This is a genomic window from Streptomyces griseosporeus, assembly GCF_014656055.1.
Lineage (GTDB): Bacteria > Actinomycetota > Actinomycetes > Streptomycetales > Streptomycetaceae > Streptomyces > Streptomyces griseosporeus.
Window position 1 is genome coordinate 173,366 of sequence record NZ_BNBR01000010.1, and the last position, 16,559, is coordinate 189,924.

Consider the following 16,559-nt stretch of genomic DNA (forward strand, 5'->3'; position numbering starts at 1 on the left):
CTGCGCGAACGACCCCCACCGGCCCCCCAGCCGCCAATCCAGCGAACCACCCGAGCTACTAGGCACCCCTCCCCGCGAACCCCCGGAGGGCGTCGGCTAGGGTTTGGTCCGCATAAACATCCAAACCCCTGCCCGACGCAGGGCGGCGACCGACCAGCGAGAAGGCCGCAGCCATACACGCGCGGGCGAGACTCTCGGGAAGGCGCTACGTGAGTCCCAACGGCTCCGACCGCTCGCCGCGGCGCCCGATGCGGCGGAAGCTGCTGCAGGCACTGACCGCGGGCCTGGTCCTGGCGACCGCAACCGGTTGCACATACAAGGACTTCCCCCGCCTTGGTATGCCCACCCCGACCACGGAAGAGGCTCCGCGGATCCTCTCCCTGTGGCAGGGCTCCTGGGCTGCCGCGCTCGCCGTTGGCGTGCTGGTGTGGGGTCTGATTCTGTGGAGTGCCATCTTCCACCGGCGCAGCCGCACCAAGATCGAGGTTCCTCCGCAGACCCGGTACAACCTCCCCATCGAGGCCCTGTACACGGTCGTTCCGATCCTCATCGTCTCGGTCCTGTTCTACTTCACGGCCCGCGACGAGTCGAAGCTGCTCAGCTTGGACAAGAAGCCCGACGTCACGGTCAACGTGGTCGGCTTCCAGTGGAGCTGGTGCTTCAACTACGTCGAGCAGGTCGACGGCTCCACGGGTGACGCGAAGACCGCCAAGGAACTGGACGGCGTTCCGGACAAGTTCAAGAAGGCGTTCCCGGCGAACGCCGGCGGTGTCTACGACTGCGGCATCCCCGGTCAGCGGAACCCCCAGACCAACAACCCCGGCCCGACCCTGTGGCTGCCCAAGGGCAAGACGGTCCGTTTCGTCCTCACGTCGCGTGACGTCATCCACTCCTTCTGGGTGGTGCCGTTCCTGATGAAGCAGGACGTCATCCCGGGCCACCCCAACGCCTTCCAGGTGACCCCCAACCGTGAGGGCACCTTCCTGGGCAAGTGCGCCGAGCTGTGCGGCGTCGACCACTCCCGGATGCTGTTCAACGTGAAGGTCGTCTCCCCTGAGCGCTACGAGCAGCACCTCAAGGACCTCGCCAAGAAGGGGCAGACCGGTTACGTTCCCGCCGGCATCGAGCAGACGCCGCACGAGAAGAACCGGGAGTCGAACGTACTGTGAGCATCGTCAACGAACCCCAGGGAGCCTCGGCGGCTGAAGAGCCGTACTACGAGGACGAGCTGCCGGTCCGGCGCAAGCAGCCCGGCAACACCGTGGTCAAGTGGCTCACCACCACCGACCACAAGACCATCGGAACGCTCTACCTGGTCACGTCGTTCGCGTTCTTCTGCATCGGTGGCGTCCTGGCGCTGTTCATGCGCGCCGAGCTCGCCCGCCCGGGTCTGCAGATCATGTCGAACGAGCAGTTCAACCAGGCGTTCACGATGCACGGCACGATCATGCTGCTGATGTTCGCGACGCCGCTGTTCGCCGGCTTCGCGAACTGGATCATGCCGCTGCAGATCGGCGCCCCGGACGTCGCCTTCCCGCGGCTGAACATGTTCGCCTACTGGCTGTACCTGTTCGGCTCGCTCATCGCGGTCGGCGGCTTCCTCACCCCGCAGGGCGCGGCCGACTTCGGCTGGTTCGCCTACGCCCCGCTGTCGGACGCGATCCGCTCGCCCGGCATCGGCGCCGACATGTGGATCATGGGTCTGGCCTTCTCCGGCTTCGGCACCATCCTCGGCTCGGTCAACTTCATCACCACGATCATCTGCATGCGTGCCCCCGGCATGACCATGTTCCGCATGCCGATCTTCGTGTGGAACGTGCTGCTGACCGGTGTCCTGGTCCTGCTCGCCTTCCCGGTCCTCGCCGCCGCGCTGTTCGCGCTGGAGGTGGACCGCAAGTTCGGCGCCCACATCTTCGACCCGGCCAACGGCGGCGCACTGCTGTGGCAGCACCTCTTCTGGTTCTTCGGACACCCAGAGGTGTACATCATCGCCCTGCCGTTCTTCGGCATCATCTCGGAGATCATCCCGGTCTTCTCGCGCAAGCCGATGTTCGGCTACATGGGCCTGATCGCCGCGACGATCGCGATCGCGGGTCTGTCCGTGACCGTGTGGGCGCACCACATGTACGTCACCGGCGGTGTGCTGCTGCCGTTCTTCTCCTTCATGACCTTCCTGATCGCCGTCCCGACCGGTGTGAAGTTCTTCAACTGGATCGGCACGATGTGGAAGGGCAGCCTGTCCTTCGAGACGCCGATGCTGTGGGCGACCGGCTTCCTGATCACCTTCACCTTCGGTGGTCTGACCGGTGTCATCCTGGCCTCGCCGCCGATGGACTTCCACATCTCGGACTCGTACTTCGTGGTGGCGCACTTCCACTACGTCGTCTTCGGCACCGTCGTCTTCGCGATGTTCGCCGGCTTCCACTTCTGGTGGCCGAAGTTCACCGGCAAGATGCTCGACGAGCGCCTCGGCAAGATCACCTTCTGGACGCTGTTCGTCGGCTTCCACGGCACCTTCCTGGTCCAGCACTGGCTGGGCGCCGAGGGCATGCCGCGCCGGTACGCCGACTACCTCGCGGCCGACGGCTTCACCGCCCTGAACACGGTCTCCACGATCGCCTCGTTCGTGCTCGGCGCGTCGATCCTGCCGTTCCTCTACAACGTGTGGAAGACGGCCAGGTACGGCAAGCCGGTCGGCGTCGACGACCCGTGGGGCTACGGCCGCTCCCTGGAGTGGGCCACCTCCTGCCCGCCGCCGCGGCACAACTTCCTCACCCTGCCGCGGATCCGCAGCGAATCCCCGGCGTTCGACCTGCACCACCCGGAGATCGCCGAGCTGGAGCAGCTCGCGCACGCCGGTCACGGTGAGAAGGCCATCGCGGGCAGCAAGGAGGCCGGCAAGTGAAGGTCCAGGGCAAGATGTTCTTCTGGCTGAGCATCTTCATCCTCGCCATGGCGGTCGTCTATGGCGTGTGGTCGAAGGAGCCGGCCGGTACCACCGCCCTCTTCCTGGCGTTCGGCCTGGCCATCATGATCGGCTTCTACCTCGGCTTCACCGCCAGGCGGGTCGACACCGGTGCCCAGGACAACAAGGAGGCCGACGTCGCGGACGACGCGGGCGAGCTGGGCTTCTTCAGCCCGCACAGCTGGCAGCCGCTCGCCCTCGGCATCGGTGGCGCGATCGCCTTCCTGGGCATCGCGGTCGGCTGGTGGCTGCTGTACTTCGCCGCCCCGATCATCCTCATCGGCATCTGGGGCTGGGTCTTCGAGTACTACCGCGGTGAGAACCGCACCCAGTAACACGCGCTGAGCCCCGCACGAGCCCGGACACTCCGTCAGGAGGGTCCGGGCTCACGCGTTCGGCCCACTCCGCCGCGCCGTCGCCGACGGCGCTTCTTAGCGTGAGGGCATGAGCACGACTCCCCGCCCCCGCACCGCCGTCAGCTGCACGCTGCTGGTGATCGCCCTCTGCGCGGGCGCCACCGCCTGCGGCTCGGACGGCAACCCGCTCTCCGCCCGTCCCTACGACGCGGCGGACCAGATCGCCTTCAACGGCCCCTCGGGCGACAAGAAGAAGGCCGACCCGGACAAGCCGCTGGAGATCACCACCGAGGACTCCGACGGCCGGATCACCGACGTCACCGCCCAGGACGCCACAGGACGCCATGTGGCGGGCGAACTCTCCGCCGACGGCACCCGCTGGCACAGCACAGAGCCGCTGGCCGCCGAAGCCCACTACACGGTCAGGGTGAGCACCGAGGACGAGGACGGCGCCCCCGGCCGCAAGGTCCTCACCTTCGACACCGGCAAACCCTCCGGAAAGACGACCCTGGACGTCGCCTTCGGCCCCAAGGCCGGCACCTACGGCGTCGGCCAGCCCATCACCGCGAAGCTGAACAAGCCGGTCAAGGACCCCCGGCAGCGCGCCGTCGTCGAGCGCGCCCTGAAGGTCGACTCCACGCCCGCCGTCGAGGGTGCCTGGCACTGGGTCGACGACAAGGAGCTGCACTACCGGCCCAAGGAGTACTGGCCGGCCCACGCCACCATCAACGTCCGCAGCAACCTGGCGGGCATCAAGATCGGCGACCGCCTCTGGGGCGGCAAGGCCAAGCCGCTGACGCTGACGACCGGCGACCGGGTCATCGCGGTCACCGACGCCGCGGCCCACTCGATGACGGTCTACAAGAACGACGAGGAGATCAACCAGATCCCCGTCACCACCGGCAAGCCCGGCTTCGACACCCGCAACGGCGTCAAGGTGGTCCTCGCCAAGGAGTACTTCGTACGCATGCGCGGCACCAGCATCGGCATCGCCGAGGGCAGCTCGGAGTCGTACGACCTGCCGGTGTACTACGCCACCCGCGTCACCTGGAGCGGCGAGTACGTGCACGCCGCCCCCTGGTCCGTCGGCTCACAGGGGTACGCCAACGTCAGCCACGGCTGCACCGGCATGAGCACCTCCAACGCCGAGTGGTTCTTCGACCACGTGCGCGAGGGCGACGTCGTCCAGGTCGTCAACAGCGCCGGCGACACGATGGAGACGTTCGGCAACGGCTTCGGCGACTGGAACCTCACCTGGGCGAAGTGGCGCGACGGCAGCGCCCTGACCGGCGGCAAGCCGGAAACCCCGAGCGCGGCCCAGAGGGCCCGCCTGAGGCCGCAGAACGTCTAGAGCGGCCCAGCGGCCGCGGGCCCGAAGGGGCGCGGGGAACTGCGCGATCAACCCCCACCGGCCCGCACGCCGCCGTACTGCCGTCGGAATCGAGTTGCTAGGCGCTAGCCAACCGCTCCCGCCGCAGCAGGGACGCCAGAGCCGAGGCGAACTCCACCGGATCCACCGGCAGGGTCACCGCCGCGTCGGAGCGACTCCACGTCGCCAGCCACGCGTCCTGCGGCCGCCCCATCAGCAGCAGCACCGGCGGGCACTGGAACACCTCGTCCTTGAGCTGACGGCACAGGCCCATGCCGCCCATCGGCACGGCCTCCCCGTCCAAGACGCAGACGTCGATCCCGCCCTTGTCCAGCTCCTTCAGCACCGCCCCCGGCGTCGCGCACTCGACGAACTCCACCAGGGGCACATCGGGAGCCGGCCTGCGGCCGGCGGCCAGCCGCACCTGCTCCCTTGTGTTGGAGTCGTCGCTGTAGACCAGCACCGTGGCGGTCGGCCGCATGGTTCCTCCGAGACGTCAGCGTCGTAGAGACAAGCCCGTTGCGCCGGATGCTACTCCTTGGAACACCACGTCAACACCGGTCCGGAGGGGAGCAACACTCCGAACGGCACCCCCCAGAGTGAGGGCGGGATAAGCGACCGACATAATGTCGGTCGTGGCGACAGCAACGACAGTAGAAACCGGGCACGCGCACCCGTCGGTCAACCGGCCGAACCTCACCAGCGTCGGAACCATCATCTGGCTGAGTTCCGAGCTGATGTTCTTCGCGGCCCTCTTCGCGATGTACTTCACCCTGCGATCGGTGACCGGTCCCGAGCACTGGAAGGAAATGGCCGAGGCCCTGAACTTCCCGTTCTCGGCCACCAACACCACGATCCTGGTGCTCTCCTCCCTCACCTGCCAGCTCGGCGTGTTCGCCGCCGAGCGCGGTGACGTCAAGAAGCTCCGATCCTGGTTCATCGTCACCTTCATCATGGGTGCGATCTTCATCGGCGGTCAGATCTTCGAGTACACCGAGCTGGTGAAGAAGGACGGGCTCTCCCTGTCCTCCGACCCGTACGGTTCGGTCTTCTACCTGACCACCGGCTTCCACGGCCTGCACGTGACGGGCGGTCTCATCGCCTTCCTGCTGGTCCTCGGCCGGACGTACGCGGCCAAGAGGTTCACCCACGAGCAGGCGACCGCCGCCATCGTCGTGTCCTATTACTGGCACTTCGTCGATGTCGTCTGGATCGGCCTCTTCGCCACGATCTACATGATCAAGTAGCCGGAACCGATCCGCGCGCGTCCCTGGCGACGCACCACCCAGAAGCATCGACGCAGAAGATCCTGACACCGGGGTAATCCGTGAAAAAGCTCTCCGCACGACGACGCCATCCGCTGGCGGCGGTCGTCGTCCTACTCCTCGCGCTGGCGGCCACGGGGGGCCTCTACGCCGCGTTCGCGCCTGCGGGCAAGGCGCAGGCCGACGAAGCCTCCCAGTCCCTCGCCATCGACGAGGGCAAGAAGCTCTACACCGTGGGCTGCGCCAGCTGCCACGGCACCGGCGGTCAGGGCACCTCCGACGGTCCTAGCCTGGTCGGCGTGGGCGCCGCGGCCGTCGACTTCCAGGTCGGCACCGGTCGTATGCCCGCCGCCACCTCGCAGGGCGCCCAGGTCCCGCGGAAGAAGAACATCTACTCGCAGGCCGAGATCGACCAGCTCGCCGCGTACATCGCCTCCCTCGGCGCCGGCCCCGCCGTCCCGACGAAGGAGCAGTACGGCCCGGAGGGCGCGGACATCGCCAAGGGCGGTGAGCTCTTCCGCACCAACTGCGCGCAGTGCCACAACTTCACCGGCAAGGGCGGTGCGCTGACCAAGGGCAAGTACGCCCCGTCGCTCGAAGGTGTGGACCCCAAGCACATCTACGAGGCCATGCAGACGGGCCCGCAGAACATGCCGTCGTTCCCCGACACCACCATGTCGGAGCAGAACAAGAAGGACATCATCGCGTACCTGAACGCGGTCAACAGCGATGAGACGGAGAACCCGGGCGGTCTGGAGCTGGGCGGCCTCGGCCCGGTCAGCGAAGGCCTCTTCGCCTGGATCTTCGGTCTCGGCGCCCTGATCGCGGTCGCCGTCTGGGTCGCCGCTCGGACCGCAAAGGCCAAGAAGTCATGAGTAGCCAAGACATTCCAGAAGAGAACCTGCCCGCTGAGCAGGAGCACGCGCACGGCGCGGTAAGCGTCGCGGACGAGAAGAACCCGTTCGCCGACCCGGGCCTGCCGCCCCACGAGCACCGGATCCAGGACATCGACGAGCGGGCCGCCAGGCGGTCCGAGCGCATGGTCGCCCTGCTGTTCACGGTGTCGATGCTGGCCACCATCGGCTTCATCGCCTCGTACGTCGCGATCCCGCACGACAAGTCGATCTTCGTCTTCCCGATCGGCCACCTCAGCGCGCTGAACTTCGCGCTGGGTCTGACCCTCGGCCTGGCGCTGTTCTGCATCGGCGCGGGCGCGGTCCACTGGGCCCGCACCCTGATGTCCGACGTCGAGATCGCCGACGAGCGTCACCCGATCGAGGCCCCGGCCGACGTCCGCGAGAAGGTCCACGCGGACTTCAAGCAGGGCGCCAAGGAGTCGGCGATCGGCCGGCGCAAGCTGATCCGCAACACGATGCTCGGCGCCGTCGCCCTCGTGCCGCTCTCCGGCGTCATGCTGCTGCGCGACCTGGGTCCGCTGCCCGGCACCAAGCTGCGCCACACCATGTGGTCCAAGGGCAAGCTGCTCGTCAACATGAACACGAACGAGCCGCTGCGTCCCTCCGACGTGGCCGTCGGCTCGCTCACCTTCGCCAAGCCCGAGGGCCTGGAGGAGCACGACGAGAACTTCCAGACCGAGATCGCCAAGGCCGCCCTGATGATCGTCCGGCTGCAGCCGGAGAACATCAAGGACAAGCGCGAGCTCGAGTGGTCGCACGAGGGCATCGTGGCGTACTCCAAGATCTGCACCCACGTCGGTTGCCCGATCTCGCTGTACGAGCAGCAGACGCACCACGTGCTGTGCCCCTGCCACCAGTCCACCTTCGACCTCTCCGACGGTGCCCGCGTGATCTTCGGTCCCGCCGGTCACGCCCTTCCGCAGCTGCGCATCGGCGTGAACGACGAGGGCTACCTCGAGGCGCTCGGCGACTTCGAAGAGCCCGTCGGTCCTGCTTTCTGGGAGCGCGGATGAGCACTACCACCAGCACCGAGTCCCGCTCTCGCGGGAAGGCACCGGCCGGCGAGCGCATCGCCGACTGGGCCGACGGCCGGCTCGGGATCTACTCCCTGGCCAAGGCCAACATGCGCAAGATCTTCCCCGACCACTGGTCGTTCATGTTGGGCGAAGTGTGCATGTACAGCTTCATCATCATCATCCTGACGGGTGTCTATCTGACGCTGTTCTTCCACCCGTCGATGAACGAGGTGGAGTACCACGGCAGCTATGTCCCGCTCCAGGGGCAGATGATGTCCGAGGCGTTCAGCTCGACCCTGCACATCTCCTTCGACGTGCGCGGTGGCCTGCTCATCCGGCAGATCCACCACTGGGCCGCGCTGATCTTCCTCGCGGGCATGTTCGTGCACATGATGCGCGTGTTCTTCACCGGCGCGTTCCGCAAGCCGCGTGAGGTCAACTGGCTGTTCGGCTTCCTGCTGTTCGTCCTGGGCATGTTCACCGGCTTCACCGGTTACTCGCTCCCGGACGACCTGCTCTCCGGCACCGGTGTCCGCTTCATGGAGGGCGCGATCCTGTCCGTGCCGATCGTCGGCACGTACCTGTCGTTCTTCCTCTTCGGCGGCGAGTTCCCGGGCGGCGACTTCGTGGCCCGCTTCTACTCGATCCACATCCTGCTGCTGCCGGGCATCATGCTGGGCCTGATGGTGGCCCACCTGATCCTGGTCTTCTACCACAAGCACACGCAGTTCGCGGGCCCCGGCAAGACGAACAAGAACGTCGTGGGCATGCCGCTGCTGCCGGTGTACATGGCGAAGGCGGGCGGCTTCTTCTTCCTGGTCTTCGGTGTCATCGCGGTCATCGCGGCGATCGCGCAGATCAACCCGATCTGGGCGATGGGCCCCTACCGGCCGGACCAGGTGTCCACCGGCGCCCAGCCCGACTGGTACATGGGCTTCGCCGAGGGTCTGATCCGCTTCATGCCGGGCTGGGAGGTCAACTTCTGGGGTCACACGCTGGTCCTCGGCGTGTTCATCCCGCTGGTGCTCTTCCCGCTGGTCCTGGCGCTGATCGCGGTCTACCCGTTCATCGAGTCCTGGATCACCGGCGACAAGCGCGAGCACCACATCCTGGACCGTCCGCGCAACGCCCCGACGCGTACCGCGTTCGGCGTCGCCTGGATCACCGTCTACATGATCACGCTGGTCGGTGGTGGCAACGACCTGTGGGCCACCCACTTCCACCTGTCGATCAACGCGGTGACCTGGTTCGTCCGGATCGGCTTCTTCGTCGGCCCGGTGATCGCCTTCATCGTCACCAAGCGGATCTGCCTCGGCCTGCAGCGCCGGGACAAGGACAAGGTGCTGCACGGTCGCGAGACCGGCACCATCAAGCGCCTGCCGCACGGTGAGTTCATCGAGGTCCACGAGCCGCTGTCGCAGGAGGCCCTGCACACCCTCACCGCACACGAGCAGTACCAGCCGCTCGAGATCGGCCCGACGGTCGACGAGAACGGCGTCGAGCGCAAGGTGAAGGCCACCGAGAAGCTCCGCGCCAAGCTGAGCGAGGCGTACTACGGCGAGGAGTCCCAGATTCCGAAGCCGACGGTGGAGGAGTACAAGGAGATCACGAGCGGCCACGGCCACCACTGATCAACCCCTGAGCGTCGCCACGCTGCGAAGGGCCCCGTCCGGTCACCGGGCGGGGCCCTTCCGCGTGCGCGGACGCGGCTGCGGGGCGGTGTCGTCCGGTCTTCGGACGGGGACCGTCGGGGTGGCGTGGGCTGGATAGGCTGGACGGCACACTCTGTTTACGACACTCAGGAGCGGCTGATGAGCGCTGTGACCCCCGCTGGAGGCGACACCGCGGCGGGCCGTTCCTGGCCCGAGGTGCTGAACGCCCTGCTGGACGGGCGCGACCAGAGCGCGGACGCGACGGCCTGGGCGATGGACCGGATCATGCGCGGCGAGGCCACCGACGCGCAGATCGCCGGGTTCGCGGTGGCGCTGCGCGCCAAGGGCGAGACGGTGGAGGAGATCACCGGCCTCGTGCGGGCGATGTACGAGCACGCCAACGTGATCGACGTCCCCGGCGACACCGTCGACATCGTCGGCACCGGCGGCGACGGCGCCCGCACGGTGAACATCTCCACCATGTCCTCCATCGTCGTGGCCGGCACCGGCGCGAAGGTCGTCAAGCACGGCAACCGCGCCGCGTCCTCCGCGTCCGGCGCCTCGGACGTGCTGGAGAAGCTCGGTGTCAACCTGGAGCTGACCCCGCAGCGGGTGGCGGAGGTCGCCGAGGAGGCCGGCATCACCTTCTGCTTCGCGGTGAAGTTCCACCCGGCGCTGCGCCATGTCGCCGCCGCCCGCGGCCAGCTCGGCATCCGCACCACCTTCAACTTCCTCGGCCCGCTCACCAACCCGGCGAAGGTACGGGCCCAGGCGGTCGGCGTCGCCGACGCGCGCATGGCGCCGATCGTGGCCGGCGTCTTCGCCGAGCGCGGCAACTCCTCCCTCGTCTTCCGCGGCGACGACGGCCTCGACGAGCTGACCACCACCTCCACCTCCCGGGTGTGGGCCGTCCGCGACGGCAAGGTCACCGAGGAGACCTTCGACCCGCGCGAGGTCGGCCTCGACCTGGTCCCGGTGGAGGCCCTGCGCGGCGCCGACGCCTCCTACAACGCCGAGGTCGCCCGCCGCCTCCTGGACGGCGAGCAGGGCCCGGTCCGCGACGCCGTACTGCTCAACTCGGCGGCCGCGCTGGTCGCCCTGCACCCGACGGACGCCCCGCTGGCCGAGCAGATCCGCGCCGGCATGGCGAAGGCGGCGGAGTCGATCGACTCGGGCGCGGCCCGCCGCACCCTCGACCGCTGGGTGGCGGCGAGCAACGCCTGACGCACGACAGCAGCGGTCCCGCGATCCGGACACGGGTTGCGGGGCCGCGATCGTTTCGCATAAGTTCCTGTACCAGGTCATGAGTGACAGTCATGAGGCCCCGGCCGACTGTCCGGCAACCCTCCGTCCGTGGCGGGGTGCCCCGGGTGAAGACCAGGTCGTACGGCAGCAAGGCCTACGGCAAGCGCGGACCCCTCGCGAAACCAGGGGTCCTGGGTCGTTCGAGGGAGTGTCTTCCGTGAGCAAGCGAATGCGTTAGGGCCGCCGAGCCCCGCCTCCGCGCACCCTTTTCTCACCTTTCCCGTGCCCGGCACGGGCGTCTCTCACGGAGTTCCGCCATGTCTGTCTTCACCGCTGCCGCCGATCAGTCCGTTTGTGCCCCGCTGCCCGTTCTGGGGCGGGATGTCACCGTGCCGCTCGTCACCGGCGGTGAGGTCACCTACGCCGCGCTCGACTACGCCGCCAGCGCCCCGGCACTCCAGCGGGTCTGGGACGACGTCGCCGCCTACGCGCCGTACTACGGCAGCGTCCACCGCGGGGCCGGGTACCTCTCCCAGCTCTCCACCGACCTGTTCGAGAACGCCCGCCGGACGGTCGCGGAGTTCCTCGACTGCCGCGACGGCGACCAGCTGGTCTTCACCCGCTCCACCACCGACTCGCTCAACCTGCTGGCCCGCGCGATCCCCGCCGGCTGCCAGGTCTTCGTCTTCGAGACCGAGCACCACGCCTCGCTGCTGCCCTGGCAGGACGCCCGAGTCACCTACCTCAACGCGCCCCGCACGCCGCGGCAGGCCGTCGAGACCCTGGAGCGCGCCCTCGCCGACCGCGACCCCCACGGCCCGGCCCTGGTCTGCGTGACCGGCGCCTCCAACGTCACCGGCGAACTGTGGCCGGTGCGCGAACTGGCCGCCGCCGCGCACGCGCACGGCGCCCGGATCGTCCTGGACGCCGCCCAGCTCGCCCCGCACCACCCGGTCAGCGTCCGCGACCTCGACGTCGACTGGGTCGCCTTCTCCGGGCACAAGCTGTACGCCCCGTTCGGCTCCGGCGTCCTCGCCGGCCGCGCCGACTGGTTGCAGGCCGCCGAGCCGTACCTCGCGGGCGGCGGCGCCAGCCGGAAGGTGACGCGGCGTGAGGACGGGGGAGTGGACGTGGAGTGGCACGAGACCGCCGCCCGCCACGAGGCCGGCTCCCCGAACGTCATCGGCGCCTACGCCATCGCCTCCGCCTGCAAGACCCTCACCGAGGCCGGCTGGGACGGCCTGGTCGCCCGCGAGCGGCACCTGATCGAGAAGGTCCGCACGGGCCTCGCCGACGTCCCCGAGGTGCGCATCCTCTCGCTGTTCGGTGACGACGCCCCGCGCGTCGGCGTGATCTCCTTCGTCGTCGAGGGCTGGAACAGCTCCCACTTCGCCGCCGCGCTCTCCGCCGAGTACGGCATCGGCGTCCGCGACGGCCTCTTCTGCGCCCACCCCCTGGTCCGCACCCTGCTCGGCAGCGACCCGCAGACCCAGGGCGAGTGCGGCGCCCCCGAGGCGGCGCCGGGCGAGAAGTCCCTCAACGCCATCCGGGTCAGCTTCGGCGCGGGCACCCCCGACGAGCACGTGGACCGCTTCGTGCGGGCGGTGCGGGAACTGGTCACGGACGGGGCGCGGTGGAAGTACCGCACCGAGGACGGCCGTTGCGTGCCCGCCGTCTGACCGCCGGGCGCGGTTGACGATACGCTCCCTGTCGGCAGCCGAAGGGCGAAACAGGGGGAGTACGGGGTGCAGGCGCTGCGTGCGACGGATCCGCGGCGGATCGGGCCGTACGAGGTCCTCGGCAGACTCGGCGCGGGCGGCATGGGCGAGGTGTACCTCGCCGCGTCCCGCAGCGGACCGAGAGTCGCGGTGAAGGTGGTGCGCGCCGAGCACGCCGAGGACCGGACCTTCCGGGCCCGGTTCCGGCACGAGGTGCGGGCCGCGCAGACCGTCGGCGGGACCGGCACCTACACCGCGCGGGTCGTCGACGCCGACACCGAGGCCGAACGGCCGTGGATGGCCACGGAGTTCGTGGACGGGCCGAACCTGCGCGACGCCGTGCTGGACGGCGGCCCGCTGCCCTCGGACGCGGTGCGGGCGCTGGCGGGCGCGCTCGGCGAGGCGCTCGCCGCCATCCACGCCAAGGGCATGGTCCACCGGGACCTCAAGCCGTCCAACATCCTGCTGGCGCAGGACGGTCCGCGCGTCATCGACTTCGGGATCGTACGGGCCCTGGAGGCGACGTCGCTCACCCGGACCGGGACGGTCGTCGGCTCCGTCGGGTACGTCTCGCCCGAGCAGATCCGCAACGGCGGCGCGGTGGGACCGCCGAGCGACGTGTTCTCGCTGGGCGCCGTCCTCGCCTACGCCTCCGCCGGTCGCGAGCCGTTCGGCGAGGGCCAGGACTCGGTTGTCCTGCTGCGCATCCTGACCCGCGACTACGACCTGACCGGCGTCCCCGACGGCATCCGGGCCCTCGTGGAGGCCTGCTTCGCCGAGGACCCGCACAAGCGGCCGACCCCCCACGGGGTGGTCGCGCTCGTCGGCCACACGAGCAGCTCTCTGCGCGCGAGCCTGCGCCCCGGCTGGTACGGCCCCGCCGGGGCCCCGCCGTCCGCCGCACCGGAACGGTGGATGCCGGCCCGCGACTCAGGCGAGCGCCTGAGCGGCGTGGAATACGTGGCCCCGCTGACAACCACGGACACCCCGCCCCCGGCCACCGCCACGCCGACTGCGGAGCCACCCCCGTCCCCCACACCACAGCCCACCCCGCCAGAACCGTCGGCCCCCGCCCCCGCCCTGCAGGGACCGTCGGCCCCCGCCCCCGCACCCGACCGGCACCCGCCCGCCCCGCAGCACCCCGCGGCCGCTGCCGCCCCGGCCCCTGCCGCCGCCGACGCCCCTGCCGCTCCGGCCGTCGTTGACGCCCCCGCCCCTCCGGACCCCGCTGTCGCTGACGCAAGCCCCTCGCCCGTGCGCCCGGCGCCGAGCCCCGGCACACCAAGGCCGCCCCAGGCCCCGGAGCCGTCCCCGGCCGACGCACCGACCCCGTCCGGGCGACCGGTGCCCACCTCAGCCTCCGCACCGGAGCCCGACGCGCCGGTCACGCCGCCCGCCTCAGCCTCGGAGCCCGACGCGCCGCAGGCCCCGGCCCCGTCCGGGCGACCGGTGCCCGCGCCTGCCTCCGCGCCGGAGCCCGACGTCCCGGCCAGGTCGCCCGCCACGGGCCCGCACCCCGCCGCGCCGCACGCCTCGGCCCCGCACCCCGCCGCGCCCCCCGTCCCGGCCCCGTCCGGGCGGCCGGCGCCCGCGCCCGCCTCCGCGCCGGAGCCCGACGTCCCGGCCGGGTCGTCCGCCACGGGCTCGGAGCCCTCCGCGCCGCAGGCCCCGGCCCCACACCCCGCCGCGCCGCAGGCCCCGCCGTCCCGGCAGGGTGCCCCCGTCGGGTCTTCCGCGTCCGCGGCCGCGGCCGGGGGCGTCTCCGGTTCCGTGGCCGTGGACACCCCCGGTCCTCCCACCGCCGTACAGCCCGGGCGGCGGCGGGTGCTCGGGCTGCTGGCCGGGGGTGCGGTGACCGCGGCGGCGGGGGCCGGCGGGTGGTGGTGGGTGAGCCGGTCGGACGACAAGGACCGCGACCATGGCTACGCCAACAGCGGCGGTGGGGCGGCCGGGGAGCCGGCCGTGTTGCGCTGGCAGTACGACGTAGGTGGCCTCGGCGGGCTCACCGGGCCCTGCGCCGCCGTGTCCCCGGACGGCACGACCGTCTACGTCGGTGGCGTCAACGGCACCCTGCACGCCGTGACGGCCGCCGGCGCCAAGCGCTGGTCGGTGCGGCTGGGCGACGAGACGTCCACGCCGGTGGCCACCGCCGGCGGCGTCTTCTGCCTCGCGTGGGAGAACGACCGCGGCCTGCGCAAGCTGCACGCGCTGGGCGCCGACGGCACCCGCCGGTGGGAGCGGACCCTCGGCGACAACGGCTACGACCGGCCGCTCCTCCTCGACGACCACATCCTCGTGGCGCTCGGCAACACCGACGCCGGCGGGCTGCGCTGCGTCGCGGCCGACGGCAGCACCCGCTGGACCGCGACCACGCCCGCCGGGCCCACCGACACCCCGCTCGTGGCGGGCGGCGTGGTCTACACGGGCTGCTACGGGGACCGGCTGCTGGCGCTGGACGCGTCCGACGGCAGGCGGCTGTGGTCGGTGCCCGGCGGCATCGATGTCGGCGGGCCCGTCCTGGTCGGCACCACCCTGGTCGCCGACTCCGGCGGCGTGCGGAACCGGCACGGCTTCCGCAGCCGGGACGGCAAGCTGCTGTGGGAGAAGGAGGTGTCCTCCGGCCCGCTGGTCGCGGGCGACGACGCGCTCGCCGTCGCCGTCTCGGGCGGCACCTTCGAGGGCATCCGGGCCGCCGACGGCTCGACCGCGTGGACGTACGAGAGCCCGTACCGGGACCGGGACCCCGCCCTCACGGTGGCCGGCGGTCTCGTCTACGTACGGGCCAGGGCCGAGCTGCTCGCCCTCGGCGTGGACGGCAGGCTCCGCTGGACCGTGACGGTCGGCCGCGACGCAGGCGAGGACGTCCACGCCCCCCTGGTCGGCGGCCGCCGCCTCTACATCCCCTCGGGCACCGGCATCGCCGCGGTGGACGTCACGGCGTAGGGCTCAGCTGTCCAGGCCGATCGCGAACGCCGCCTCCAAGTCGTGCTGGGAGTACGTGCGGAACGCCACGTGCGTGTCCGTCGCCTCCACGCCCGGGATCTTGCTGATGCGGCCGGGGATGACCTCCGCCAGGTCCTCGTGCTGCTGGACGCGGACCATCGCGATCAGGTCGTAGGTGCCGGTGACCGAGAAGACCTCGCTCACGCTCTCCAGTGCCGCGATCCGCTCGGCGATCTCGGGGATCCGGTCCACACTGGTCTTGATGAGGACGATCGCGGTGATCACGGCTGGTTCTCTCCCTCGGGGGCCGGAGCAGGGGCGGCTTTCACTCTAGTCGTACGGCGGAACCGGGCCCACGCGTACGCGAGGCCCAGCCCGAACCCCACCAGGTGCGCCAGATACGCCACCCCGGGGCCCGCGCTCGCCCGCCCCGCGGCCAGCCACTGCAGCGCCGCCCAGAAGGGCAGCACGACCCACGCCGGCAGCCGCACCGGCAGGAAGAACAGGAACGGCAGGAGACTGGTCACCCGGGCGCGGGGGAACAGATAGAGGAAGGCACCGAGGACCGCCGAGATCGCCCCGGACGCACCCACCAGGGACTGCTCGGAGGAGGCGTTGGCGGCCGCGTAGCCCAGCAGGGCGAGGTAGCCGCAGCCGACGTAGAACAGGGTGAACTGCACCCGGCCCATGCGCTCCTCGGTCATCGCGCCGAAGACGAAGAGGAAGAGCATGTTGCCCAGCAGATGCACCCAGCTTCCGTGCACGAACAGGGCCGTGGCCGGCGTCAGGGCCGATCCCGCGGCGCCCTCGAACAGCTCCGCCGGGACCACGCCCCAGCGGCGGAAATAGGCCCGCTGCGCGGCGAGCAGCTCGTCCCCGGTGCCGTACACCGGGTTCAGGCCCGCGGCCGGGCCGAGGAGGAAGAGCAGACAGCACAGGGCGATCAGCCCGTACGTCACCGGTGCCGTGGGCCGCCGGACGGCTCTGCTCAGGGGGCTCAGGGGTCCGCGCCAGTTGCCGATCATGAACACAGAGCATGACGTAACGGGACGCACCTGCCCAGACCGCCTCGCCGCCGTGGACGGACCAGCGGCGAGTCGCCCCCAGGCCGTA

At 70.4% G+C, this 16,559-nt stretch carries 14 protein-coding genes and 1 riboswitch; of the genes, 11 read left to right on the forward strand and 3 right to left on the reverse strand.

Going from position 1 to position 16,559, the window contains the following annotated elements:
• Positions 1-209: 209 nt before the first annotated feature.
• The 4 genes from ctaC (at position 210) to IE308_RS35960 (ending at position 4,672) form a co-directional block, all read left to right on the forward strand.
• Positions 210-1,169, forward strand: a complete 960-nt coding sequence (gene ctaC / locus IE308_RS35945) for an aa3-type cytochrome oxidase subunit II (protein WP_190221096.1) — start codon at positions 210-212, stop codon at positions 1,167-1,169.
• On the forward strand, positions 1,166-2,905 hold the full coding sequence (gene ctaD, locus IE308_RS35950; protein WP_190221097.1) for an aa3-type cytochrome oxidase subunit I: 1,740 nt from the start codon (positions 1,166-1,168) through the stop codon (positions 2,903-2,905). The genes ctaC and ctaD overlap by 4 nt, the downstream gene beginning before the upstream one ends.
• On the forward strand, positions 2,902-3,300 hold the full coding sequence (locus IE308_RS35955) for a cytochrome c oxidase subunit 4 (RefSeq protein WP_110627685.1): 399 nt from the start codon (positions 2,902-2,904) through the stop codon (positions 3,298-3,300). The genes ctaD and IE308_RS35955 overlap by 4 nt, the downstream gene beginning before the upstream one ends.
• A gap of 109 nt (positions 3,301-3,409) precedes the next feature.
• Positions 3,410-4,672 carry a L,D-transpeptidase gene (locus IE308_RS35960; protein WP_190221098.1) on the forward strand — a complete coding sequence of 421 codons (1,263 nt, stop codon included), beginning with the start codon at positions 3,410-3,412 and terminating at the stop codon, positions 4,670-4,672.
• A 97-nt stretch (positions 4,673-4,769) separates the two neighbouring features.
• Here the strand turns inward: IE308_RS35960 and IE308_RS35965 are convergent, their stop codons facing one another.
• Complete coding sequence (locus tag IE308_RS35965; RefSeq protein WP_110627683.1) at positions 4,770-5,171, reverse strand: response regulator; 402 nt, start codon at positions 5,169-5,171, stop codon at positions 4,770-4,772.
• A 145-nt stretch (positions 5,172-5,316) separates the two neighbouring features.
• On the opposite strand from IE308_RS35965, the gene ctaE reads away from it, so the two are divergent.
• The 7 genes from ctaE to IE308_RS36000 all read left to right on the forward strand — a co-directional run bounded on the left by ctaE (position 5,317) and on the right by IE308_RS36000 (position 15,446).
• On the forward strand, positions 5,317-5,937 hold the full coding sequence (ctaE, locus tag IE308_RS35970; RefSeq protein WP_110627682.1) for an aa3-type cytochrome oxidase subunit III: 621 nt from the start codon (positions 5,317-5,319) through the stop codon (positions 5,935-5,937).
• Between the two features lie 80 nt (positions 5,938-6,017).
• The gene (qcrC, locus tag IE308_RS35975; RefSeq protein WP_190221099.1) at positions 6,018-6,830 is read left to right on the forward strand and encodes a cytochrome bc1 complex diheme cytochrome c subunit; all 813 of its coding nucleotides are present in this window, start codon (positions 6,018-6,020) and stop codon (positions 6,828-6,830) included.
• Complete coding sequence (qcrA, locus tag IE308_RS35980; protein WP_110627680.1) at positions 6,827-7,885, forward strand: cytochrome bc1 complex Rieske iron-sulfur subunit; 1,059 nt, start codon at positions 6,827-6,829, stop codon at positions 7,883-7,885. Before qcrC ends, qcrA begins: the two co-directional genes overlap by 4 nt.
• The gene (qcrB, locus tag IE308_RS35985; protein WP_190221100.1) at positions 7,882-9,519 is read left to right on the forward strand and encodes a cytochrome bc1 complex cytochrome b subunit; all 1,638 of its coding nucleotides are present in this window, start codon (positions 7,882-7,884) and stop codon (positions 9,517-9,519) included. Before qcrA ends, qcrB begins: the two co-directional genes overlap by 4 nt.
• Positions 9,520-9,699: 180 nt before the next feature.
• Positions 9,700-10,764, forward strand: a complete 1,065-nt coding sequence (gene trpD, locus IE308_RS35990; protein WP_190221101.1) for an anthranilate phosphoribosyltransferase — start codon at positions 9,700-9,702, stop codon at positions 10,762-10,764.
• A 75-nt stretch (positions 10,765-10,839) separates the two neighbouring features.
• A riboswitch (SAM riboswitch) is annotated at positions 10,840-10,957 on the forward strand.
• Between the two features lie 145 nt (positions 10,958-11,102).
• On the forward strand, positions 11,103-12,464 hold the full coding sequence (locus IE308_RS35995) for an aminotransferase class V-fold PLP-dependent enzyme (protein ID WP_190221102.1): 1,362 nt from the start codon (positions 11,103-11,105) through the stop codon (positions 12,462-12,464).
• A 66-nt stretch (positions 12,465-12,530) separates the two neighbouring features.
• On the forward strand, positions 12,531-15,446 hold the full coding sequence (locus IE308_RS36000; protein ID WP_190221103.1) for a protein kinase domain-containing protein: 2,916 nt from the start codon (positions 12,531-12,533) through the stop codon (positions 15,444-15,446).
• 3 nt (positions 15,447-15,449) lie between these two features.
• On the opposite strand, the gene IE308_RS36005 is transcribed toward IE308_RS36000, so the two are convergent.
• Positions 15,450-15,731: an Lrp/AsnC family transcriptional regulator gene (locus tag IE308_RS36005; RefSeq protein ID WP_190221104.1), complete on the reverse strand. Its 282-nt coding sequence runs from the start codon at positions 15,729-15,731 to the stop codon at positions 15,450-15,452.
• Positions 15,728-16,471, reverse strand: coding sequence for a rhomboid family intramembrane serine protease (locus IE308_RS36010; RefSeq protein WP_190221105.1), 744 nt, complete (start codon positions 16,469-16,471; stop codon positions 15,728-15,730). The genes IE308_RS36005 and IE308_RS36010 overlap by 4 nt, the downstream gene beginning before the upstream one ends.
• Positions 16,472-16,559 lie beyond the last annotated feature (88 nt).

Coding starts and splice junctions, on each gene's coding strand:
- IE308_RS35960 (WP_190221098.1), top strand. CDS start 3,410: ATGAGCACGACTCCCCGCCCCCGCACCGCCGTCAGCTGCACGCTGCTG.
- IE308_RS35965 (WP_110627683.1), bottom strand. CDS start 5,171: ATGCGGCCGACCGCCACGGTGCTGGTCTACAGCGACGACTCCAACACA.
- ctaE (WP_110627682.1), top strand. CDS start 5,317: ATGTCGGTCGTGGCGACAGCAACGACAGTAGAAACCGGGCACGCGCAC.
- qcrA (WP_110627680.1), top strand. CDS start 6,827: ATGAGTAGCCAAGACATTCCAGAAGAGAACCTGCCCGCTGAGCAGGAG.
- qcrB (WP_190221100.1), top strand. CDS start 7,882: ATGAGCACTACCACCAGCACCGAGTCCCGCTCTCGCGGGAAGGCACCG.
- trpD (WP_190221101.1), top strand. CDS start 9,700: ATGAGCGCTGTGACCCCCGCTGGAGGCGACACCGCGGCGGGCCGTTCC.
- IE308_RS35995 (WP_190221102.1), top strand. CDS start 11,103: ATGTCTGTCTTCACCGCTGCCGCCGATCAGTCCGTTTGTGCCCCGCTG.
- IE308_RS36010 (WP_190221105.1), bottom strand. CDS start 16,471: ATGATCGGCAACTGGCGCGGACCCCTGAGCCCCCTGAGCAGAGCCGTC.